General features: G+C 37.1%; 20 protein-coding genes and 1 tRNA gene. 14 read left to right on the top strand and 7 right to left on the bottom strand.

Annotated features, from left to right (window positions below):
- Positions 1 to 225 precede the first annotated feature (225 nt).
- Both BUA72_RS10080 and BUA72_RS10075 read left to right on the top strand, forming a co-directional pair.
- Positions 226 to 1,608, top strand: coding sequence for a DUF1800 domain-containing protein (locus BUA72_RS10080; RefSeq protein WP_072922819.1), 1,383 nt, complete (start codon positions 226 to 228; stop codon positions 1,606 to 1,608).
- 165 nt (positions 1,609 to 1,773) lie between these two features.
- Positions 1,774 to 2,958, top strand: coding sequence for a DUF1501 domain-containing protein (locus tag BUA72_RS10075; RefSeq protein WP_072922818.1), 1,185 nt, complete (start codon positions 1,774 to 1,776; stop codon positions 2,956 to 2,958).
- Positions 2,959 to 3,125: 167 nt separating this feature from the next.
- On the opposite strand, the gene BUA72_RS10070 is transcribed toward BUA72_RS10075, so the two are convergent.
- The 3 genes from BUA72_RS10070 to BUA72_RS10060 all read right to left on the bottom strand — a co-directional run bounded on the left by BUA72_RS10070 (position 3,126) and on the right by BUA72_RS10060 (position 6,646).
- Positions 3,126 to 4,877: a hypothetical protein gene (locus BUA72_RS10070; RefSeq protein WP_072922817.1), complete on the bottom strand. Its 1,752-nt coding sequence runs from the start codon at positions 4,875 to 4,877 to the stop codon at positions 3,126 to 3,128.
- A gap of 188 nt (positions 4,878 to 5,065) precedes the next feature.
- Positions 5,066 to 5,163, bottom strand: a tRNA-OTHER gene (locus BUA72_RS10065).
- Between the two features lie 100 nt (positions 5,164 to 5,263).
- The gene (locus BUA72_RS10060; protein ID WP_072923158.1) at positions 5,264 to 6,646 is read right to left on the bottom strand and encodes an RtcB family protein; all 1,383 of its coding nucleotides are present in this window, start codon (positions 6,644 to 6,646) and stop codon (positions 5,264 to 5,266) included.
- A 156-nt stretch (positions 6,647 to 6,802) separates the two neighbouring features.
- Here BUA72_RS10060 and BUA72_RS10055 point away from each other — a divergent pair, with 156 nt between their 5' ends.
- The 3 genes from BUA72_RS10055 (at position 6,803) to BUA72_RS24450 (ending at position 9,209) form a co-directional block, all read left to right on the top strand.
- Positions 6,803 to 7,135 (top strand): HopJ type III effector protein, encoded by a 333-nt coding sequence (locus tag BUA72_RS10055; protein WP_072922816.1) that lies wholly within the window; start codon positions 6,803 to 6,805, stop codon positions 7,133 to 7,135.
- Between the two features lie 472 nt (positions 7,136 to 7,607).
- Positions 7,608 to 8,627, top strand: coding sequence for a helix-turn-helix transcriptional regulator (locus tag BUA72_RS10050; RefSeq protein WP_072923157.1), 1,020 nt, complete (start codon positions 7,608 to 7,610; stop codon positions 8,625 to 8,627).
- 444 nt (positions 8,628 to 9,071) lie between these two features.
- Positions 9,072 to 9,209: a hypothetical protein gene (locus BUA72_RS24450; RefSeq protein ID WP_165571878.1), complete on the top strand. Its 138-nt coding sequence runs from the start codon at positions 9,072 to 9,074 to the stop codon at positions 9,207 to 9,209.
- A 257-nt stretch (positions 9,210 to 9,466) separates the two neighbouring features.
- On the opposite strand, the gene cobC is transcribed toward BUA72_RS24450, so the two are convergent.
- The 3 genes from cobC to cobT are packed head-to-tail and all read right to left on the bottom strand — an operon-like array spanning position 9,467 to position 11,793.
- Complete coding sequence (cobC, locus tag BUA72_RS10045) at positions 9,467 to 10,021, bottom strand: alpha-ribazole phosphatase (protein ID WP_072922815.1); 555 nt, start codon at positions 10,019 to 10,021, stop codon at positions 9,467 to 9,469.
- The gene (locus BUA72_RS10040) at positions 10,006 to 10,788 is read right to left on the bottom strand and encodes an adenosylcobinamide-GDP ribazoletransferase (RefSeq protein ID WP_083544173.1); all 783 of its coding nucleotides are present in this window, start codon (positions 10,786 to 10,788) and stop codon (positions 10,006 to 10,008) included. The genes cobC and BUA72_RS10040 overlap by 16 nt, the downstream gene beginning before the upstream one ends.
- Positions 10,789 to 11,793: a nicotinate-nucleotide--dimethylbenzimidazole phosphoribosyltransferase gene (gene cobT / locus BUA72_RS10035; protein WP_072922814.1), complete on the bottom strand. Its 1,005-nt coding sequence runs from the start codon at positions 11,791 to 11,793 to the stop codon at positions 10,789 to 10,791.
- A 342-nt stretch (positions 11,794 to 12,135) separates the two neighbouring features.
- On the opposite strand from cobT, the gene BUA72_RS10030 reads away from it, so the two are divergent.
- The 6 genes from BUA72_RS10030 (at position 12,136) to BUA72_RS10005 (ending at position 19,004) form a co-directional block, all read left to right on the top strand.
- Positions 12,136 to 12,885, top strand: a complete 750-nt coding sequence (locus BUA72_RS10030; protein WP_072922813.1) for a nucleotidyltransferase domain-containing protein — start codon at positions 12,136 to 12,138, stop codon at positions 12,883 to 12,885.
- A gap of 76 nt (positions 12,886 to 12,961) precedes the next feature.
- Positions 12,962 to 13,567 (top strand): hypothetical protein, encoded by a 606-nt coding sequence (locus tag BUA72_RS10025; RefSeq protein ID WP_072922812.1) that lies wholly within the window; start codon positions 12,962 to 12,964, stop codon positions 13,565 to 13,567.
- Positions 13,568 to 13,601: 34 nt separating this feature from the next.
- A complete protein-coding gene (locus tag BUA72_RS10020) occupies positions 13,602 to 14,333 on the top strand; it encodes an ATP-grasp domain-containing protein (protein WP_047448870.1) in 732 nt (243 codons plus the stop codon).
- A gap of 152 nt (positions 14,334 to 14,485) precedes the next feature.
- Positions 14,486 to 15,727 (top strand): ATP-binding protein, encoded by a 1,242-nt coding sequence (locus BUA72_RS10015; protein WP_047448873.1) that lies wholly within the window; start codon positions 14,486 to 14,488, stop codon positions 15,725 to 15,727.
- Positions 15,703 to 17,943: an ATP-binding protein gene (locus tag BUA72_RS10010; protein ID WP_072922811.1), complete on the top strand. Its 2,241-nt coding sequence runs from the start codon at positions 15,703 to 15,705 to the stop codon at positions 17,941 to 17,943. Before BUA72_RS10015 ends, BUA72_RS10010 begins: the two co-directional genes overlap by 25 nt.
- Positions 17,943 to 19,004, top strand: coding sequence for a nucleotidyltransferase domain-containing protein (locus BUA72_RS10005; RefSeq protein WP_072922810.1), 1,062 nt, complete (start codon positions 17,943 to 17,945; stop codon positions 19,002 to 19,004). The genes BUA72_RS10010 and BUA72_RS10005 overlap by 1 nt, the downstream gene beginning before the upstream one ends.
- Before the next feature lie 67 nt (positions 19,005 to 19,071).
- Here BUA72_RS10005 and BUA72_RS10000 read toward each other — a convergent pair whose 3' ends face one another.
- Positions 19,072 to 19,416, bottom strand: coding sequence for a TfoX/Sxy family protein (locus BUA72_RS10000; RefSeq protein ID WP_072922809.1), 345 nt, complete (start codon positions 19,414 to 19,416; stop codon positions 19,072 to 19,074).
- Between the two features lie 165 nt (positions 19,417 to 19,581).
- On the opposite strand from BUA72_RS10000, the gene BUA72_RS09995 reads away from it, so the two are divergent.
- The 3 genes from BUA72_RS09995 (at position 19,582) to BUA72_RS09985 (ending at position 21,458) form a co-directional block, all read left to right on the top strand.
- Positions 19,582 to 20,097 carry a DUF2975 domain-containing protein gene (locus BUA72_RS09995; RefSeq protein ID WP_072923155.1) on the top strand — a complete coding sequence of 172 codons (516 nt, stop codon included), beginning with the start codon at positions 19,582 to 19,584 and terminating at the stop codon, positions 20,095 to 20,097.
- The gene (locus tag BUA72_RS09990; RefSeq protein ID WP_034726695.1) at positions 20,097 to 20,300 is read left to right on the top strand and encodes a helix-turn-helix domain-containing protein; all 204 of its coding nucleotides are present in this window, start codon (positions 20,097 to 20,099) and stop codon (positions 20,298 to 20,300) included. Before BUA72_RS09995 ends, BUA72_RS09990 begins: the two co-directional genes overlap by 1 nt.
- A 285-nt stretch (positions 20,301 to 20,585) precedes the next feature.
- Complete coding sequence (locus tag BUA72_RS09985; RefSeq protein ID WP_072922808.1) at positions 20,586 to 21,458, top strand: ABC transporter ATP-binding protein; 873 nt, start codon at positions 20,586 to 20,588, stop codon at positions 21,456 to 21,458.
- Position 21,459: the final 1 nt, after the last annotated feature.

Below are 21,459 nucleotides of genomic sequence, written 5' to 3'. Positions count from 1 at the left end.
AATTTTACTAATGCAGTAAGCTGTAAAAATCGTGCCAAGAGGAGCTTATTTTTGGATTTTAACACTGGACACAATTATAAAACAATGATTACCAATATCTTAATTTAAGTTAAAATTAAATGATTGTTTAAATCAAATCATAAAAAAAATAATATTAAGAATTCTTAACCGTTATGATTTTAACCTTTTTCTTTCTACAGCATCCAAAAATTAAATTCTCTTACTATGGCCGATTCACTGTTACATAACAAACACCTTCTTTGGCGTGCCGGTTTCGGAGCCGGGATCAATCAGATCGGGGAACTGAAAAATACCAACACAAAAACGTTGGTTAATGAATTATTTAAAGAAGGAACTTTCACAGAAATCAACTATGATACCCCTGACGTTCCTATTTCAGACAATATGATGATGGACAGTAAAACTCCGGCAGATAAGAAAAAGGAAATGCAGAAGCTCATCAGAGACCAAAACAATGAACTGAACCTGAATTTTCTGAACCAGATGGTGAACAGCAAAGATCAGATAAGAGAAAAGATGGCATTCTTCTGGCACGGGCATTTTGCATCAAGAGTGAATAATTCAAAATTCAATAAACAGCTTCTGAATACGGTCAGAAAGAATGCTCTGGGAAATTTTAAAGAGCTGCTCTTCGAAGTGAGCCAATCCCCTGCCATGCTGAATTTCCTGAACAATCAACAGAATAAAAAGGATCATCCCAATGAAAATTTTGCCCGCGAAGTGATGGAATTATTTACCATGGGAAGAGGAAATTACACCGAAAAAGATATCCGTGAAGGCGCAAGAGCATTCACCGGCTGGGGCTATGATAAGGAAGGTAATTTTAAAGAGAGGAAAAACCTGCATGATGAAGGCTCAAAAACATTCCTTGGAAAAACCGGAAACTTCACCGGAACCGATGTTTTAAATATCATCCTTGAACAGAAAGCCACCGCTACCTTTATCACGACAAAAATATACAAGTTCTTCGTCAATGAAAATGTAGATTCCAAAATTATAGAGCCATTAAGTTCAACATTCTATAATTCCGGATATGATATCAAAAAACTGATGAACGATATATTTTCAAACTCATGGTTTTACGATAAAAAGAACATAGGCAACAGAATAAAATCCCCGATAGAACTGATGGCCGGAATCATGCGAATGCTTCCGATGAATATCCAAAACCCGGAAAACCTCATCGTTTATCAGAAATTGCTGGGGCAAATACTCCTGTATCCACCGAATGTCGCCGGCTGGCCCAATGGAAAATCATGGATCGACAGTTCTACCCTGATGGTGAGGCTGCAGATTCCACAGATCTGGTCGGGATTGCGTCCTTTGGAATACAGTCCGCGACAGGATGATGATATTGATATGGGAATGAAAACCAGGGAGAACGCAATGAATAAATCCTTCAAAAACCCTAATATCACCATCGACTGGAGCAGACTGGAAAAGATTTTTAATGACAAAAACTGCGAAGATTACCTGATCCAAAATACCAAAACCCTTGATCTGGATACTGTAAAGAACTTTTCGGATAAAAGTATTAAGATGGGGATTATTAATTTGATGTCTACACCGGAATATCAGTTGATGTAGGGCTTAGGCGAAAGGGATTAGGGATTAGTACTGAAACTCAAATTTTAAAATAACAAATGAATGATAAATGATCAATCAAAAACTTAAAAGTTATATTACAACTCCCCTAACTCCTTTCGCCTAATCCCTAATCCCTAATCCCTCTAACCAAACAAAGAAAAAATCATGCTAATCAAAAGAAGAGAATTCCTAAAAATAAGTTCATTGGCTACCGCATCGCTGATGATGCCCAATTTTCTGAAAGCAATGGCACTGGATGAAGCCCTGAAGCCCAATCAGAAGATACTTGTCGTGCTGCAGTTTACGGGCGGAAATGATGGTTTGAATACGATTATTCCTACAAAAAATGATATTTATTTTAAAGAAAGAAACAATATAGCTATCAAGGATTCTTTAGCACTGAATGATGAAACGGGAATCAATCCCGCACTTTCTTATTTCAAAGAGCTTTTCGATAATGGTGAACTGTCGGTGATGAATAATGTGGGTTATCCCGATCCGGATAAGTCTCACTTCAGAAGTATGGATATCTGGCATTCTGCAAGCCGCAGTGATGAATTTCTGGAAACCGGATGGCTGGGACGTTTTCTGGATGAGGAATGTTACTGTTGTGAACATCCCACACAGGCATTGGAGGTTGATGATATGCTGAGTCTGGCACTGAAAGGGGAAAACAATAAAGCATTTGCCTTTAAAGATCCTAAAAGGCTTTATCAGACCAGTCAGGAGAAATATTTTAAATCTTTGTATGATCATCATCACGATGATGAAACGGTTTCTTATTTATACCAAACCCTCGGCTCCACGATCAATAATGCAGATTATATTTTTGAAAAGAGTAAGTCAAAAAAAACAGATCAAGTCTACCCGAACTCTCAATTGGGAAAGGATTTTAAAACCGTTGCTTCACTCATTAAATCTGACATCAACACACAGGTTTATTACCTCTCTGTGGGAAGCTTTGACACCCACGTTAATCAGAACGAAAGGCAGGCCAAGCTGTTCAGCGATATCAATGAAGCTGTAAAATCTTTTGTCGCTGATCTGAAAAGTAATGGAATTTTCAATGATGTGTTGCTGATGACTTTTTCAGAATTCGGACGCCGGGTAGCTCAAAATGCCAGCAATGGAACCGACCACGGGACTGCCAATCAAATGTTCTTTATCAGCGGAGGTCTTAAAAAGAAAGGTCTTCTGAACGCGCTTCCTGATCTGCAGAAACTGAATGAAGGAGATTTAATTTATACCGAAGATTTCAGAAAAGTCTATGCTACGATTTTGAAAAACTGGCTTAAAGCGGATTCTTCGAAGGTGTTGGGCTGGAAGAATGGGATCTATGATTTTATATAAGTGAAAAAGAACAGCCATTCTGAATAGTAAATCAAAATAGCTGTTTTTAAGTGTCTTAAATAAACCTCATAGGTTTTTGAAAGCTATGAGGTTTGGAGTTTATATTAATTGTTTTTAATCTCTCGCTGATTTTACAGATTTAGGAGATGTTGATGTTATACTTTATATTACTTAAAAACCTTTGTAAAGCTATCTTTTTCCAGACTTTCAAGGGAGAAATCGAAGTCAGCTTCTTCTTTTTCGGAAGTTATTTCTGCACCTAATTCTGTGACAAGTCCATTAAAAGATAGAGGTTCATACCATTGCTGGTACAATGCTTCCGTGGCCATTACCGAAATCTCGGAATTTCCTGAAACATGGGTATGTCCCGCTCCGAAATTCAGAAGTACGAAACACTGCTTTTCTCCTTTCGGAAGCATTATTCCAAGAACAGTTTGTCTTTGGACGGAATTACATTTCACTTCGGCAAAAACATGATCCGGGTTCATCATATATTCTCTGGAAATATGATCTCCTTTTCCAATCACGATTTTATAACCGCAATCCGCACTTCCGGAATACACGTTGTTCATGATCAGGGTCGGAGCATTCAATCCTTGAGAAGCATACAGATATTCTACAGCACCATTAGGCGCAGAGGTCATATCTCCGGAATACATCAAGCTTCCGTTATCCTGGTTATAGGCCGCATTCCACCCTGTCTTTCCTCCGATATTCAATCCGGAAAGATCAAGATCATTCGCTCCCCATCCATCTTCCCAGTAAATTCCGACGGCCAGTTTTTCACCAAGAAATCTTGTTCCGGCAGGAATATTTCCCACAAACATTTTTTCAGAAGTTGGCAATCCGAATTCTACATTTTCAGGGAAATAAAACTTCTTTCCGATAAGATCAAATCTCGACCTCACATAATTCAGGATAAAATCATAGTTTTTTTCACCTACGGTTCCCGTTTTTCCGGTTTTTACCCAGGATTTTCCATTCCTGATTCTATACACAAAGGTATCTAAACCATACATTCTCAAATAACAGGCAGACAAAGCTTTAAACAACGCAAACGGTGTCGCATTATCCAGCCAGTGCAGGTCATTGTTCTCCAGCAATGTATGAGTCGCCTCATTCAATGGATTGGAAACCAATGGCTGATGATGAATTTTGGATAGTTTTGAAATCTTATTAATGGTTTTCGAAGATCTTTTTTTATACGCTAAAAACAACGGTTTGAACCTGTTGAAAATCTGAGCAAGCTTTTCCAGTCCGTATTTTTCAAATAAAGCTGACGGATTAAATTTACTTTCCTTAATGGCTTTAATCAACTCATCATTTTTGATCAAAAGCGTAGTATCTGTCGTTTTATAAATCACATATCTGAAAAACTCTACGGGATTGGCAGGATACACCTGATACAGATCAGCAATCTTGACAATAGCTTCCTTGTTTCTGATATTCTCAGTTCCTGTAAAAGTATAATTCAGTTCTTTCGTTAAAACAGAAAGTACATCATTCATTGTTTTTTCATTCAGTGCAATTCCTGACTTTAACAGGGAAAGACATTTTTCAGTCATTTCTTCTGCAGAATAGGCTTTAACGACTTTAAAAATCAGTTTTGTATTGGGAACATTCAGCACTTCATCAGGAATATAGATTTCATCCTGGAAATTGCTTCCATAGGTTGAAATATAATGTTTAAGCTGCTCAATGAACAACTCGAGTCTCGTGCTGTCTTTTATTTTCTGCCAGGATTTATGGAAGGTCTTATTCAGATCATTTCCGTTTAATTTTTCTTTCTCGTAAAATTGAATGATCCCGTCTTTTGCCCAAACGGCATCCGCTTCGATTACAAAACCTGCGTCAGAAATAAAAGGAGTACTTTCGGTTTTTTTGGCCAGTACGGCATTAAATAATTGAAGTGTTTTCATTGTGATTAAAATTAAATAAGTGAGGAGTAGGGCTTTTTTAAAAAACGATATAGGAACTCCTTTTACCTATTATTTTGAAAAAGGCGGAGAGTAATACCAATATAGGAACTCTGTTTGCCTTCAATTTTTTTTTTACTGATGAAAACACTTCAATGGTATTCAAATATAAGTATTTTTCATCAGTATTGTGGAGCAGACAGGAATCGAACCTGTGACCCGTAAGATAGGAACTTTGTCTGCCAATAGCGGAAAGTGATCACTGCTCTACCTTCTGAGCTACTGCCCCATTGATTTTTATTTTATAAACTTTTACAAGTTGATCATTATCGAGAATATAAACCTTACAGGCTTTTGAAGCCCATAAGGTTTAAGCATCGTTATCAACACTATGCTTTTCTCAACTTCTTTTTTTTCTTCCACGGTGCATTTTTTCCTACATCACCCGCCATGATACATCCGTAAGGCATCACCTCATCCAGAACTTCGCAAAGTCCGTATTCTTCAATCTGTGCTCTTACGTTTTTAGCACTTTTATAAGCGCTTGGCAGCTCGGAAATATCAATCTCATTGGAGAAGAAACGGATATCCAGTCCTTTGGTTTCTTCATCGAAAATTTCTTCAACCGTTTTATGGGCCAATGATCTTTTATGCTGTGTTCTGCTGAAATTTCTTCCGGCTCCGTGAGGGGCAAATCCCAGGTTTCTTTCGTTCGTTTTTCCCTGAACAATCAAAACGGGTTCTGACATATTCAATGGAATCAATCTTGGTCCTGTGATATCCGGCATAAATTTATCATCCAGCGGAGTGGCTCCTTTCGCATGGTAAAACAAATCACCATCTTTAAAAACGAAGTTATGTTCGTTCCAATATCTATCTTTCTTTTCACTACCCAGTTTATTTAAAACCGCATCATGAATATTTGTATGATTTTCCTTAGTCCATGTTCTGATCAGCTGAAGAGCTTCCCAATAGGCCTGTCCTTCTTCCGTATCGAACGGGATCCATGCATTTTCTCTCAATGTTTCAGGGGAAATATCCTGTCTGAAACGGTTGGCCACCTTCATTCCTTTATCATACAGAGCAGCTCCCGGAGCTCTGGATCCGTGATGGGTAACCAGCATCGTATTTCCTGTATTTTTGGACTTTCCAACGAACAGGAAGTGGTTTCCGTCTCCTTGAGTTCCCATATGAGAACGGGCAATACTGATCAGCTTTTCATCATTTAAGAAGTAGTTCTCTCTGAAAGCATCCATCAGTTCCTGAGACATCGGCATCTGCTCTCCTCTCGGTCTTCCTCCGTATCCGAAATGCGTCACTGAGTGAGCGGCATCCAGTACTTCTTTAGGATCTGCATCTCCGAAATCCGTCAGCATCACAGAACAACAGATATCTGCGCTATGAAATCCCGGATGGATTGCGTTTTTAGCTACAACTACTCCACCTACCGGAATCAATCCTTCAGGTCCTGTGGGACAGGCATCCGGCATCAGGGCACCGGCAGTCAGCGTAGGTGTTTTCATTAAGACTTTCATCGTATTGATCACTTTCTCTACGTTATCGGTTTCACTTTCATGTTCTGCTCTGATGTTGATGATAAAATCTTTCGCTGTATCATGAAGCGGAACAATATCAGGCTGCCTGAACTGATCCAGATATTCTCTGATCTGAACTTCATCCAGATTATTTTCGTTGATATGTGTAATCGCATCTTTAAACCATTTGGCTGGTCTATATCCTAATTCAATCAGGTGATTTCCGTTAAATTCCATCTGTTTTTTCATTTTGATAATGCAAAGTAATGACACAAGTGCGCAATAATTCTGCGTAGATAAAATTATTTTAATTATTTTTGTTGAAAAGGAAGAAAAGCAAAAAAGACCAATTTGCATGATCTGTCCCTATCCAACGATTAAAAATAAAGAAATATGTTGTTAGAACAATTAAAAAACAATCCTGAAACCCTTCAGTTCAAAGAGGTAATTGCCCATATTGATGAACAGTATGATTTTACCCCTACTGAATTTAAAAACGGAAATACAGTGAACGAAGCCGGTCAGAATAACGGTTCGTGTAAGGTTTTCAGTTTTGCCAGGCTTCAGGGATTATCAAAAGAACAGGTACTTCCTCTTTTCGGAGAATTCTACAGAGAAGATGTTTTAAAAAACCCTGAAGGAACAGATCACCAGAATATCAGAAACTTTATGGAGTTTGGCTGGGATGGGATTTCTTTCGAGGGAGAAGCATTGAAAGAGAAATAGTTTTTTAACGTCAATGGTGAATTTTGCTGCGCAAGTGAATAATCAATTTAAAAACGATTGAGATATTAGGAGATGATGAATGGAAAGAGAAATCGTTTTTAAAGTCAATGGTGAATTTTGCTGTGCAAGTGAATAGTCAATTTAAAAACGATTGAAATGTTAGGAGATGATGAATGGAAAGAGAAATCGTTTTTAAAGTCAATAGTGAATTTTGCTGCGCAAGTGAATGGTCAATTGATGGCGGACAGTAAGATTCAAAATCCAAAATCCAGAATCCAAAATTAAAAAATTGACTTGCGAAGCAAAATTCACTATTCACAATTGACTTTTCAACCCTCAAAAAAATAAAATCAATGGTCAATTTTGCTGCGCAAGTGAATGGTCAATTATGAAAATGATTAAAAAATTGACTTGCGAAGCAAAATTGACATTTCACAATTCACATTTATCCCCTCCCAAAAACCACACAACCATGTCATCCAATAAAAACGCACTTATCCGTTATAAAACATTAGATAAATGTCTTAAGAACAAATACCGGAAATATACGCTGGATGATCTTATTGATGCGTGTTCTGATGCCCTTTTTGAATTTGAAGGAAAGGAATCTTATGTAAGCAGACGGACCATTCAGCTTGACCTTCAGAATATGCGGAGTGAAAAATTCGGGTATGAAGCTCCGATTGAGGTATTTGAAAGAAAATACTATCGCTACAGTGATTCTGAGTACAGTATTCATAATATTTCCGTCAATGAAAGTGACCTGAAAGCGATGAATAATGCTGTTCAGATCCTGAAACAGTTCAAGGATTTCTCGATGTTTAAAGAGATGAACGGGGTGATTCAGAAACTGGAGGATTCCATCCATTCTACAGGACAGAAATCAATCATTCATCTGGATAAAAATGAACAGCTGAAAGGGTTGGAACATATCGACATCCTTTATGAAAGTATCTCCAATAAAAAAGTCCTGAATATTCTTTACCGCAGTTTTACCGCAAGGGAATCCAGTAATTATGTGGTTCATCCTCAATTGTTGAAGGAGTTTAACAACCGTTGGTTCCTGATCTGTCAGCATAAGGGAAAAATGTACAATCTGGCTCTGGACCGGATGGAAAGTATTGAACCTGATGAAAATGTTCCGTATATTGATAAAGATCTGGATGGCGATGAGTATTTCAAAGATATTGTCGGCGTTACGGTTTCGGAAACCATGGCTCCGAGAAATGTCATTTTCTTTGTCGATGCTCACAACGCTCCGTATGTAAAGACCAAACCGCTTCATAAAAGTCAGGAAATTCTAAATGAAACGGAGGAAGGAACGTTATTTAAGATCTGTGTACAGATCAATTTTGAACTGGAAAGATTACTGCTGGGTTTTGGCGAATCTCTGATCGTTCACAAACCGAGAAAGCTAAGATTACGGTTGCAGGAAAAGTTTAGTGCCGGGTTTAAGAACTATGAAAAACTGGATATTCCTGATGAAGGCTAGTTCTTTTACCACAAAAGAAACCAAAGTTTTTTGAACTTTTGAGTTATTTTGAAGTTGAAAACTTTGAAAATAGAAGACCACTTAAGTTCTATGAAAATCTTTGATTTTTATTCGGAATACTATCCATAAACATCTGTGAAAATTTGTGCAATCTGTGGTTAAAAAATCCAACCACAAAAGTCACAAAAGCCTTACACTTAAGTTTCTAGAAGTTTAAATACTTTGTAAAAAGAAGATCATATAAGTTCTATAAATATCAATGATTTTTATACTGATGAGTAATAATCATTGAACCTGCGAAAAACTCCTCTCCCATGGAAGGTAGCGAAAATTTAAAAGATTTATGAAGGCGTGGTTCGATGTATGCTTTAAAACACCTGCTACCACAAATAATTTCAAAGTGGCTCAGAAATTGTATTAATCTGCACATTAAAAAATCTTACTATGAAATCAAGAATATTTAAAGCATTGATTGCAATTATAGCACCTATTGCGATAGAATATATCGTAAAAAAGATATCTGAGAGATTGGATAAAAAAGAAGAAGATAAAGGAAAAGGACCTAAGCAGATTACTGCTTAAATGGAGAAGTAGTTAGAATTTAATTTTATTGAAAAGAGGCTGTCAATTATTTGTATAGCCTCTTTTTTGTTGGAATATCGCAAAGACTCTATTTTTTTTCATGCTCCTTGTTGTAAGGCGCAAGGATTTTATCTTCGATAAAATTGTACACTGTCATTGCGAGGAGCGAAGCGGCGAAGCAATCTCTTAAGACTTAAATCTGAGATTGCTTCACCTAAAGGTTCGCAATGACAATCTTTCTTATTTGTGTAAGCAAATTATACATTCAGCTTTTTCACAGAAAAGTGTCCTTCATTGAATTCAATAATCATTTTCTTTCCGTAATCAATCTGGATTTTAAATATATTCTCCAGAGGAAACTGTAAAATAGATTGCAGAATCAGGCGTATGACTCCTCCATGGGTGATGATCAACACTTTATCTGCGTTAGTTTCAGAAGTAAGTTCATTCCAAAAGTTTAAAACACGATTCTGCATTTCCAAGAGGTTTTCTCCACCAGTTGCTTTTATCTGAACAAAATCTTCATACCATGGATGGATCTCTTCCTTGGGAATATCTGTCCATTTCTTCATTTCCCAGTCGCCGAAATTCATTTCACGGAGCCTTTCATCCGTCTTGTAATTCAATTTAAAATGCTCTGCCAAAAGAATGCATCTGCCGGACGGACTTGAAAAAATCTTATCAAATTTCTCATCAATAATCACCTCATTGAAATCTTCACTGAAATCATTTCGCAACGGAATATCTGAAAAACCATAACACAGATTCTCAGGATTTTCTACAGCTGTATGCCGGATTACATGAATTTCCATATAATCATTGCTCCTAAATAAAACAAAACTTCAGTCACCTGCTGTACAGAACCCAGACAGTCTCCGGTATATCCGCCGATATGCTTTTTAAAGTACCAGCCCATACAGATTTTCCCCAAATAAGCCAATGCAAATGCCAGAATCAAACGCCAGTCTGGAATCAGAAGAAAAGAAACCAAAACACTGATAAAACTAACCATCAATGCTGATCCATCCAGAGGTTTATTGGCTAAAGGTTTTGATTTGCTGACATCAATATCCGTCACATAACGGTGCGTATAGATCATGGTTCCGGCAATAAATCTGCTTGCCGTGTGAGCAAGAACAATCAGACCAAGGGTTTTAATTAAATCTACAGTCCCCAAAGCCTGAATACTGAAGAATTTCAAAGCAAACAGCAATATAATGCCTACCGCTCCGTAAGCTCCTACCCGGCTGTCTTTCATAATGGTCAGGATCTTTTCTTTACCATATCCGCCGCCGAAACTGTCGCAGACATCTGTAAAACCGTCCTCATGAAACGCTCCGGTCAGGAGAACACTGCTGATCATCATCAGAACAATGGCAATATCCAGATTAAAAAGCTGATATGAAAGGTACAGTACCACTGCATTCACAAAACCTACCAACAGTCCAACCCATGAGAAATACTTCTGCGACTTATTCATGATCTCAACAGAATACGGAATTGTAAACGGAACGGGAATTCTAGTGAAAAACATCAGTGCTGTAGCGAAATAGATCAGTTCGTTTTTTATAACTTTCATTTATTCTTTATTTGATACATGGGCATCTTCAAAACTTGACATTTCGTTCAGGAAATTCACCGCACTTTGGATTAATGGATAAGCCAATGCACAGCCGGTTCCTTCTCCCAGACGCAGATTAAGATTCAACAAAGCTTTCTGTCCCAATAATTCTAAAAGTTTCTGATGGGCGTTTTCATCACTGACATGACAGAAAATGAAGTTGTCCATTATTTGAGGATTTTTTTTCCAAACTGTCGCGGCGGCTATACTTGCAATAAATCCATCTACCATAATCAGCATATTCTGTTGCCAGGCTTCCTCCATCGCTCCCATCATCTGCACAATTTCCAGCCCACCAAAAGTCTGTGCGATTTCGTCCGTTGTTTTCACATTAGGATATTTTTCAATCGCTTCTGATAAAATCTGAATTTTATGCGACAGCTGGGTATCATCCAGACCCGTTCCACGACCCACACAGCTTACAACCGGCAGATCAAACAATTTACTCATCATCAGTGAAGATGCAGACGTATTTCCAATTCCCATTTCACCGAAGCCGATAATATTACAGCCTGTTTTGACAATTTCAGACACCACAGATCTACCGTTTTCTAAAGCTTTTTGGTACTCCTCTGCTGTCATAGCCGGTACTTCCAAAATATTCCGGCTGGATTTTCTCACTTTTTTATCAATCAGCTCCAAGCCTTCAGGAAAATCGAAATTCACTCCGGCATCCACTATTTTAATGGCTATATCATGCTGTCTGCAGAAAACATTAATCGCTGCACCTCCACCCAGAAAATTCATGACCATCTGATAAGTAACTTCCTGTGGATAGGCACTCACTCCCGAAGCAGCAATCCCATGATCAGCCGCAAAAACTACCATATGCGGATTAGAAAGCTTTGGCGAAACGGTTTTCTGAACCATTCCTATTTTGTGAGCCAGATGTTCCAAATGTCCTAATGCTCCCAGGGGCTTTGTTTTAAAATCTATTGTATGCTGTAGTTGTTGTGCTAACATGGATGTGTATGTAGTTTTAATAGAATTGTGAAGTTGCAATATTAGTGAAATTAGGAATAGGGTGGCAGATATTAGGTAGCAGGTTGTAGAGATTGTGCTGAAGATTGAAAATTATGACCTTTTAATTTTAGTCAATAGTTAGGAAACAAAATTCCAGATGCACAACATGATATATCTATAAACCAGCAACTCATAAACCAGCAACTAACAACCAAAACTCATCACTCATCATTCATAATTTATAACTCATCACTCTTCAAAACTCTCCGACTCTCAAACTCACCAAAGCAACGCGAAAACACTGCGCACTTCCTCTTTTACTTTGCATTAAAATAGAACAAAATGACACCAAAAATACTAGAAAAAATAAGAGAAATAGAGGCTGAACGAGGGATAGAAGTCCTTCTAGCCGTAGAATCCGGAAGCAGAGCCTGGGGTTTTGCTTCTCCGGACAGCGATTATGATATCCGTTTTATCTACCGTCATGAAAAAGATTGGTATCTTTCTCCGTGGGATAAAGATGAGACGATAGAATTTATGACAGAAGACGATCTGGACGGCTCCGGATGGGATTTGCGAAAGACTTTCCATTTGTTGCTGAAGTCGAATGCGGCTTTGTTGAGCTGGTTTTATTCACCTATCGTTTATAAGAAGAATGATAAATTTTTGGAACTGTTTACTCCTTTGGCAGATGCCTGTTTTTCACCGGTAGCGGTTTCTTATCATTATCTAAGCATGAGTAAAAAATATCTGGAAGCCTGCAGAAGTGATGAAGTAAAACTGAAAAGTTATTTTTATTGCCTGAGAACGGCACTGACCGGAAAATGGATTATAGAAAAAGGAACGGTTCCACCGGTCTTATTCAGTGAACTATTGGTTTTGGTTGATGATCATACCCGAAAAAAGATAGAAGACCTTATCGCTTTAAAAGCTACCAAAGGAGAATCCTATTACCACCCGAATGACTGGGAGCTTTTTGGATTTTTGGAGAAAGTAGTTATGGAAAACGAAGAGAAATCTAAAAGCCTTAGAGGTGGGAAACCGGATAAAAGGGAGATGGAGAGGGTTTTTAGGGAGATATTGAAACTGTAGATGAGTTATGAATGATAAGTTATGAGTTATGAGAATAGGACTATTTGATTTTTTTAAACGGAAAAATAAACCTTTGATGGCTAAAAAGGAGGTGAAAAATGCTGCATCAGTAATTCATCCTTTCATAAAGCAATGCCAGTTTTTAAAGGAAGAGTTTGGGTTGATTGTTCCACAGTCTTCCATTGATTGTCTGATTCGTTTCAATCTTCCGGTAGATCATTATTATTACAGCCTTTTTTGGCATTTTGACAATGATTTTCTTGAAGTATTTTATAATGAAAAATTTATTCAAGGAGTTGTAGAGCACTATGAGAAAGTATATGGTGCAGATGCGGATTTAAAAAACTTACAGGATCAATTAGACGAGGCAAAATTTGAATTCAATCTCAGGAATGATTCTTTTCACAGCAATACTATGGACTTTGATCTTATCAATCAATGCTATGCTGAATTTAAAGCTTCGGGTGAAGAACTTATGATCACGCTTAATTTCGATTATGAGAATCTGCTCCTTAACACAGAACTGAAAGGATATGTAGGACAGAATTATCCCAGTTTTAATGGACTTTATAAAACAACAGCTGGCATACAATATAAACAACTGGAAGATTTTAAATTACTGGAAGATATTATCCAAAATTTACTGGATGAAAAAGAGAAAAATAAGAACTTTCCTTTTTAGCAGAATCTTTTAGTAGAAATAAAAAACAGAACACATGAAAAATATAATAGCGCTTTCTCCTATGTATACGGAAGACAGCAACAATCTGAAAAAGGCGTCCATCAATTCGCCTTACGAACTGAACCGTTTTAATGCCAAATGGAATGTTCCCGAAGAGTTCCGGGAAGATGTTATTGCAGTATATGGTGAAGATATTTATGCCGAGATTGTTGCTGATCAGTGTAGACTGACGCTTATGAAACCTGATGACAACTGCCTTTCTCTTATTTCTGAGGAGTTTACAAAACGTAAAATTTCTTACGGACAGATGAAAGACTATATTGATCAGGAAAATATGTTCATTAAATGTTCTGATTTTAAAAGTTTCAAGGCCGGAGTGTATCAAAAAGTTACGGATATCAAAGGTTTTGATACGGTAGATCTCAACTCTACAGTTTTCACATCAGAAGTTGTGGAGTGGCTGCTGGAAGTAAGATGCTTTGTTTTACATGGTGAAATAAAAACCTATTCTTCCTATTGGCGGAACGATGCATTTGATATGAATCCACTTTCAGAGCAGGAAGAAAACGATCTTTTTATATTTTTTGATTCGTTTATCAGAAAATATGCTTCTACCCTTCCCGCAGCCATTGTTTTGGATTTTGGGATTATCAAAGAAAAAGGCTGGGCTTTGATCGAAGCGAATCCGGCCTGGTGTTCCGGTTTGTATGCTTGTGATGCGGAGAAGGCACTGGAGGTGATTGTGGAGAGTTGTGTGAAGAATTAATTTTTTTTTTCTCCAAATCTGATTTCGCAGCAATCATCTAAACAAGAAGAGCTTTTATCAAAATATAATTTTCCAATAAAACACGACAAAATTATCTTACGATAATTTTGTCGTAAGATAATTTTGTCGTACATTAGCTTAAAATACACAATATGCAAACGACACCATTTCCACTCACTCCCTCTACAGGCACCATCAGAGAAGAACAAATCATAGGAAGAGAAAAAGAAATACTCAATATTCTTCAGTCGCTCAGTGTTCAAAGCATTACCATTGAAGAAATGCGAAGAATGGGGAAAACACTTCTTCTGAAAAAACTCGTATACCTTTGTAATAACAACGAAATCCCTGAAGAATTAAAAAAAGAGAATTTTAAAGCTATTTACTTTTCATTACAAGGCCGAAAAGACCTGGGAGAAGTGATTGACACATTAATTCATGGTTTTAATGTGTTTAAAAAATGGTATCAGATCGACCTCTCAAAAACCAGTGAGTTTTTAAACAAATTACTAGGCTCTGTAAAAGTAAATGTTTACGGAGCTGAATTCTCAGTCAATCTCCCGGAATATAAACAAAGCTGGAAAAAAATATTTTTTCAGACCCTTGAAAATGTAAGCGATAATTTACAGAAAGACAACTGTAAACTTATTCTGATTCTAGATGAGCTTCCCATTATGCTTTGGGAATGGTATCAGGCAGGAAGACATGATGAAGTAACTGAATTTTTAGATATCCTCAGGGAAAGAAGACAGGAATTGGAAAGTAAGGGTCTGAGATTTGTCTACTGCGGGTCAATCGGTATTAAAGTTATCCTGCAAACATTAAGAAATAACCTAAGCTATACAGGTGAGCCTACAAATGACATGTACGAATTCAACCTTAACCCTTTTTCCAAAGAAGATTCGGTGTTTTTAATGGAATGCTATCTCTTATCCGGATATACAGTTGATCCTGGAAAAAAGAAAAAACTGTTTGAAACCGTTCATGAATTATGTAACGGACTTCCTTATTATATCGCCAACCTATTCCTTATTATTCAATCTGAATTTAATAAGGAAATTAATGACACCTCTATCAGTGGATCATATGATTTAATTTTAAACAATTCCACTTATCAGAAAGCATTTAATCAATTGAAAGAAAGACTTGTCATTTACTATCGTGAAACCTCAAAGCTCATGACTGATCTTCTTTCCATTTTATCCAGAAATGCAGCTGGTATTGCAGAATCCCAGATCATTCCTCAAATCAACGGTGATGAAGAAAAGACCAAAGAAGCCCTGGAAGTATTGGTGAGTGACCATTATCTCACAAAAACAATGACATCCGATGGCAGAGTATATAATTTTAAATATAAAATTTTCAAAGAATGGTGGAGAATAAACAAAGCATAAATACGGTATTGTCTTTCGGGGCAAAGAGCGTCAATCCTAAAATACTGGAGCAACTGCTTACAGGAAGAGCTGTAGCAGCTGATTTTATGGAAGATAAAGTGAATGCTATTATCCAGCACCACAACAACCAGTTCTGGCTGATTATAGGCCAGCGGGGAATGGGAAAAACCCACCTCCTCAGTGTCCTGCATTCAAGAATACAGCGTTATGTAAAAGAAAACAAGCTGGTCGTAGCTTATTTTGCTGAAGAAGAATACGGAGTAGATAATTTTTTCGATTTTTTGCTTCGGATCTTAAATTCGTTTATTAAATGGTATGACCAAGAAAAGGCAGAACTGCAAAAGGAATTACAGACCCTGCAAAACACTTCTTCCGCGAATCAATTAGCTTACCTGGAAAAAATCATTAAAAAGTTCATAGGTGAAAAACCCCTGCTTATTCTCACAGAGAACTTCGGGGATATCCTGGGGCACATGGGAAATGAGGAACAGGGCAGATTAAGATCCTGGTTATATGAAAATGATAAAGTCAGTATTATAGCAACGAGCCAGTCGATCAGTGATGACTTCGATAAAGAAGACCGTCCCTTTTATGGCTTCTTCACGACTTACTATCTTAAAAATCTTTCTTTTGATGAGTCTTATTATTTTCTGTTGTCTTTAGCTGAATTGGATAAAGATGAAGCACTGATAGAACACTTAAAAACAAAGGGAAAATCTCAAGTCCGGGCCATCTATGATCTCGTGAAAGGGAACCATCGTCTATTGGTAACGTTTTACCATTTTCTTAAGGCTGATACTCTGGCTAAAGTATCGGAAAACTTTATTAAAACTATTAATGACTTAAAGCCTTACTACGAAACATATATCCGTTATCTTCCTCCTCAACAGCAAAAGATACTGAGATACATCGCACTTGCCCGAAAGCCGCAAAAAGGAACAGAAATTTCTAAAAGCTGCTTTATAGAACAGAAATCCTTAAGCAAGCAGATGAGTGAGCTTTCCAGAAAAAATCTGGTTGATATTATTACAGATCCCAGCGACAAAAGAAACAAATTTTATGATATCAGCGAGCCTTTACTCAGAATAAGCATAGAGGTTGGTGAGCACAGAGAAGGAATTACTACATTGTTTATTGATTTTTTGGCACACTATTATAATATAGAACAACTTCTTAAAAGAAACAATAAGTTCTCCGAACTTCTGGATACCTGTAATGAAAAAGAGCAGAAAGATATTCTCTATGAGATTCAGGCGATTCACCAGGCTCTGGATATAAAAAAGGAAAAACTGGAAAAAATCATTATAACAGTTTTTGAATTAGTAACGAATGGAGATTACGATAAAGCTAAAGAAATTTATTTCACAACAGTTTCAGAAAACAAGAATGAAATCAACACATTGATCGCTTTGCATTTACATCAATTAGAGAAATACGAAGACGCCCTTACTTATTTTAGAGAAACTCACACTGAGGAATCTTTCCTTATAAGTCCTCATGCATTAAATGATACTGATTTTTATAAAAGATTCACACATACATTAATTAAACTTTCCGAAAAATATAAACAGCCTGAGCTTATAGAAGAAGCAATAGAATTAACACATAAAATTCATGAAAATAACGGAATTATTACAGACGAATATGTCTTTTCAAGACTTCTAAAAGGCGCTGATCTTATCGTTGCAAAAAAAAATGATGAAGCAAAACTACTTATTTCAAAAATCATAAATTTAGATTTTGAAGATTATTCACATAGATATAAATTCATTATTTTGGAAATAGTCTCATATTTATGGAATAATGAAGAAGAAAAGTTCACAACAGAATATCTAAATTATCTTGACACATTATCTGCAGATCAACGAACTGAACTCTATAAAAATTTATCCGGAAGACCATTCTATTATACTCTTTTCACATTATCAGATAAAATTGAGAAAGACATTAAGGAAGGTCATTTAAACGAAATCCTGTCCAACTGGATCATCAATATTCTAATGAACTCATCAGATATAGTGGTATCAGACCTGAAACTTTTAATAGCGTTCATTCAAAGAAACTTAAGTACCATTCCTGAACTTACAATTCTGGAATCATATGCACATACCTATCTTGAAGTCATTTTTAATAAAAATGAGGCAGCACTTTATGAGCTACCCAAAGAACAGAGAATATTTTTTGAACAGAAAATACTTAAAAGAGAAAAAAAATAATGACCATCCAAGACTTAAAAACCAACCACCTCATCCTCTTCGAAGCCATCTCCGGCAGCCGCGCTTTCGGGCTGGCTACAGAAAATTCGGATACGGATATCCGTGGGGTTTATTATCTGCCGAAAGAAGATTTTTTCGGACTGAATTATATCCCGCAGATTTCTAATGAAACCAATGATATCACTTATTATGAGATTGGTCGATTTGTAGAACTTCTGCAGAAAAACAACCCCAATATTCTGGAAATGCTCGCAAGTCCGGAAGAATTTATCCTGCACAAAGATCCGCTGATGGATTTGCTTCGTACGAAAGACTTTTTATCCAAATTATGTAAAGACACCTTTGCAGGATACGCTGTATCACAGATCAAAAAAGCAAAAGGTCTCAATAAAAAGATTCTTAATCCCGTCGAAAAAGAAAGAAAATCTGTTCTGGATTTCTGCAACATTCTTGAAAATCAGGGATCGGTTCCTTTGAAAAAATGGCTCTCCGACAACCGAAAAGTTCAGGAAAAATGTGGACTGGTCAGCATCGGGAATACAAAAGGGATGCACGCCGTGTTTTATGATGAGTCCGCAACTCTGGGTTATAAAGGAATTATTCAGCATGAAGAAGCCAATCAGGTGTCTCTGTCTTCCGTTCCTAAGGATGAAAAACCCATAGCTTATCTTTCATGCAATCTGGACGCCTACTCCACCTATTGCAAAGACTATAAGGAATACTGGAAATGGGTGTCTGAACGTAATGAAGACCGCTACAACGTCAATCAGCAGCATGGCCAGAATTATGACAGCAAGAACATGATGCATACCATCCGTCTTTTGCAGTCGTGTGAGCATATTTTTAAGACAAACTCTTTACAGATCCGCGTAGACAACAGAGAGGAATTACTTGATATTAAAGCCGGAAACTGGTCTTATGAAGAAGTAATGCAAAAAGCTGAAGATCTGATAGAGTCGATAGAACATGAGCATTCAACTTCTCTGCTTCCCGACAGTCCGGATATAAAAAAGACGGAAAAAATTTTAATAGAAATACGCGAAAAATTATACTGCCAGTGATCAATCTTAATATTCTTAATCACTCAATTTCATCTTAGTGGTAAAAAAAAGATTAGGAATATTAAGGTTATTTTTTCTTTGATGCTTTGGCTATTGCATTGTAATCCAGACATATTTTTATCCAGTACTCAAAATCAGGCTGTTTTTGAAAACCTACAGGTTCCACATAGCAATATCCTTTGAGCTGCTTATCTTTCATGATCATGGGAAGAAAACCTATTCTTTCTGAAACTTCCTCTTCCAGATCAGGATGATATCGGCACATGAGTTGATCATGGCTTATATTAATGCACATTTTATCATTGACCAAAAATGCTAATCCGCTGAACATTTTCTTTTCCTTAATCTCAAGATCAGGAATTTCCGAAAGCCGTTCACGAACTCTGTCCGCCAGTTCAATACTATATGCCATGAGAAATAATTTTATCATTTAAATTTAAGCAAAAACCATAGTAAACAACACATATCTTTTCATTTTCTATCTCCGTTTAAAATTCAATAAATATTTTTTTATTTAAAATAATTATTGTTTTACGATAATTAATTATAAATTTGCAATAGTTAAATGATTATTGCCATGAACCAGACCAAAATTATTGCGAAGATTCTGTACTACATTTGTATCGTACTTTCGGCGGGGTATCTGATCACTTTTGTCTATTCAATTGTATGCCTGCTCACCGGTTTTGCGATCACCCCGTATAAGGATAATATGTTTCTGCATATCAACTATCCTTTTACAGAGCAGCCATTTCTGAATATTGAACGTAATTATCCGTATATCATCTTTTCATTTTCACTGGTCTTAATTTCCTATGGAATTTTTTTCTGGCTTTCGGCGAAAGTTTTCAAAGTATTTTTCCAGTCAAAACTGTTTATAAAAGAAAATATACTTCAGCTTAAGCGATTTTACCTGTATAATATTTTCATTCCCCTCCCCATAGTTATCATAGCAAGTTTCTTTGTGGAAGTAGAAAGTATGATCTGGGGATTGGTGTTTATCCATTTCATGCTTGGAATTTTCTGTCTGTTTCTTGCGAATATCTTCAAGCAAGGACTACATTTGCAAAACGAACAAGACCTATTTATATAATGCCAATCATAGTCAACTTAGATGTCATGCTAGCCAAGCGAAAAATGCAGAGTAAAGAACTGGCAGAAAAATTAGGAATCACCCCTGTTAATCTATCCATTCTTAAAACCGGCAAGGCAAAGGGGGTTCGTTTCGATACCCTGGAAGCCATCTGCAAAATTCTGGAATGTCAGCCCGGGGATATTTTGGAGTTTAGGGAATAGACTACGTGGTGCTAGATTCGTGTTTGAGAGTCGGAGAGTTTGAGAATGAATTTTGGTTGTCAGTTGCTGGTTGCTAGTTGGTAGTCATTAAGCTAATGAATGATCATCCTGTATCTGAAATCTTGATTCTTGGTTCTTGCCTCTTGCCTCTTGCCTCTTGCTTCTCAAATTCACCATTGACATTGTATCAGTCTAAAATCTGACGTCTGATATCTGAAATCTCATATCTATACACAAGCAACCACAACGGTCTGCCTTACCCTTCTATTATCCAAACCTTATCATATGAATACTTTATCTATCAACAATTTAAGCCTCATTTACAAGAATGGCTTTCAAGCGGTTAAAGACATATCGCTCGACATCGGGAACGGTATGTTCGGATTATTGGGTCCGAATGGTGCCGGAAAATCCTCTTTAATGAAAACCATTGTGGGACTGCAAAAACCTACTTCCGGAAATATTATCTTCAACGGAAAGGATGTTTCAAAAGATCCCGATTACATTAAACAAAACCTCGGATTTCTTCCACAGGATTTTGGAGTTTATCCGAAAGTTTCTGCGTATGATCTTTTGGAACATATTGCTGTGTTAAAAGGGATTACAGACCGTACAGAACGCAAAGAACAGATCTTCGGCCTGCTGGAAAAAGTTAATCTTTCGGATTTCAGGAAGAAAGAAGTCCATACTTTTTCAGGGGGAATGAAACAGCGTTTTGGTGTTGCCCAGGCGCTCCTTGGAAATCCTAAGATCATTATCGTAGACGAACCAACGGCCGGCCTTGATCCCGAAGAACGCAACCGCTTCAACTCGCTATTGAATGACATCAGTCAAGAGGTTATCGTCATCCTTTCAACTCATCTGGTGGAAGATGTCAGGAATCTGTGCTCGGAAATGGCGGTGATGAATAACGGACAGATTTTAAGACAGGGAAAACCCGCAGAATTGATTTCTGAACTGGAAGACAGGATCTGGTCCAAACCCATCGACACAAACGAACTGGACCATTACCTTTCCAGCCACGACATCATCAGCCGCCAGCTGATTGAAAGAGAACTCCATATTACCGTATTTTCAGAAGACCAACCGAAAGATTTCAACGCAGTCAATCCGCTTCTGGAGCACGTTTACTTCCGTACACTCACTCAAAAACCTTAGT

Source organism: Chryseobacterium sp. OV279 (assembly GCF_900128945.1).
Lineage (GTDB): Bacteria > Bacteroidota > Bacteroidia > Flavobacteriales > Weeksellaceae > Chryseobacterium.
This window is presented reverse-complemented; position numbering and strand designations above follow the sequence as displayed.

Excerpts from the sequence above, each read along its gene's own strand:
- BUA72_RS10080 (WP_072922819.1), top strand. The coding sequence starts at position 226 with ATGGCCGATTCACTGTTACATAACAAACACCTTCTTTGGCGTGCCGGT.
- BUA72_RS10075 (WP_072922818.1), top strand. The coding sequence starts at position 1,774 with ATGCTAATCAAAAGAAGAGAATTCCTAAAAATAAGTTCATTGGCTACC.
- BUA72_RS10070 (WP_072922817.1), bottom strand. The coding sequence starts at position 4,877 with ATGAAAACACTTCAATTATTTAATGCCGTACTGGCCAAAAAAACCGAA.
- BUA72_RS10060 (WP_072923158.1), bottom strand. The coding sequence starts at position 6,646 with ATGGAATTTAACGGAAATCACCTGATTGAATTAGGATATAGACCAGCC.
- BUA72_RS10055 (WP_072922816.1), top strand. The coding sequence starts at position 6,803 with ATGTTGTTAGAACAATTAAAAAACAATCCTGAAACCCTTCAGTTCAAA.
- BUA72_RS10050 (WP_072923157.1), top strand. The coding sequence starts at position 7,608 with ATGTCATCCAATAAAAACGCACTTATCCGTTATAAAACATTAGATAAA.
- BUA72_RS24450 (WP_165571878.1), top strand. The coding sequence starts at position 9,072 with ATGAAATCAAGAATATTTAAAGCATTGATTGCAATTATAGCACCTATT.
- cobC (WP_072922815.1), bottom strand. The coding sequence starts at position 10,021 with ATGGAAATTCATGTAATCCGGCATACAGCTGTAGAAAATCCTGAGAAT.
- BUA72_RS10040 (WP_083544173.1), bottom strand. The coding sequence starts at position 10,788 with ATGAAAGTTATAAAAAACGAACTGATCTATTTCGCTACAGCACTGATG.
- cobT (WP_072922814.1), bottom strand. The coding sequence starts at position 11,793 with ATGTTAGCACAACAACTACAGCATACAATAGATTTTAAAACAAAGCCC.
- BUA72_RS10030 (WP_072922813.1), top strand. The coding sequence starts at position 12,136 with ATGACACCAAAAATACTAGAAAAAATAAGAGAAATAGAGGCTGAACGA.
- BUA72_RS10025 (WP_072922812.1), top strand. The coding sequence starts at position 12,962 with ATGGCTAAAAAGGAGGTGAAAAATGCTGCATCAGTAATTCATCCTTTC.
- BUA72_RS10020 (WP_047448870.1), top strand. The coding sequence starts at position 13,602 with ATGAAAAATATAATAGCGCTTTCTCCTATGTATACGGAAGACAGCAAC.
- BUA72_RS10015 (WP_047448873.1), top strand. The coding sequence starts at position 14,486 with ATGCAAACGACACCATTTCCACTCACTCCCTCTACAGGCACCATCAGA.
- BUA72_RS10010 (WP_072922811.1), top strand. The coding sequence starts at position 15,703 with ATGGTGGAGAATAAACAAAGCATAAATACGGTATTGTCTTTCGGGGCA.
- BUA72_RS10005 (WP_072922810.1), top strand. The coding sequence starts at position 17,943 with ATGACCATCCAAGACTTAAAAACCAACCACCTCATCCTCTTCGAAGCC.
- BUA72_RS10000 (WP_072922809.1), bottom strand. The coding sequence starts at position 19,416 with ATGGCATATAGTATTGAACTGGCGGACAGAGTTCGTGAACGGCTTTCG.
- BUA72_RS09995 (WP_072923155.1), top strand. The coding sequence starts at position 19,582 with ATGAACCAGACCAAAATTATTGCGAAGATTCTGTACTACATTTGTATC.
- BUA72_RS09990 (WP_034726695.1), top strand. The coding sequence starts at position 20,097 with ATGCCAATCATAGTCAACTTAGATGTCATGCTAGCCAAGCGAAAAATG.
- BUA72_RS09985 (WP_072922808.1), top strand. The coding sequence starts at position 20,586 with ATGAATACTTTATCTATCAACAATTTAAGCCTCATTTACAAGAATGGC.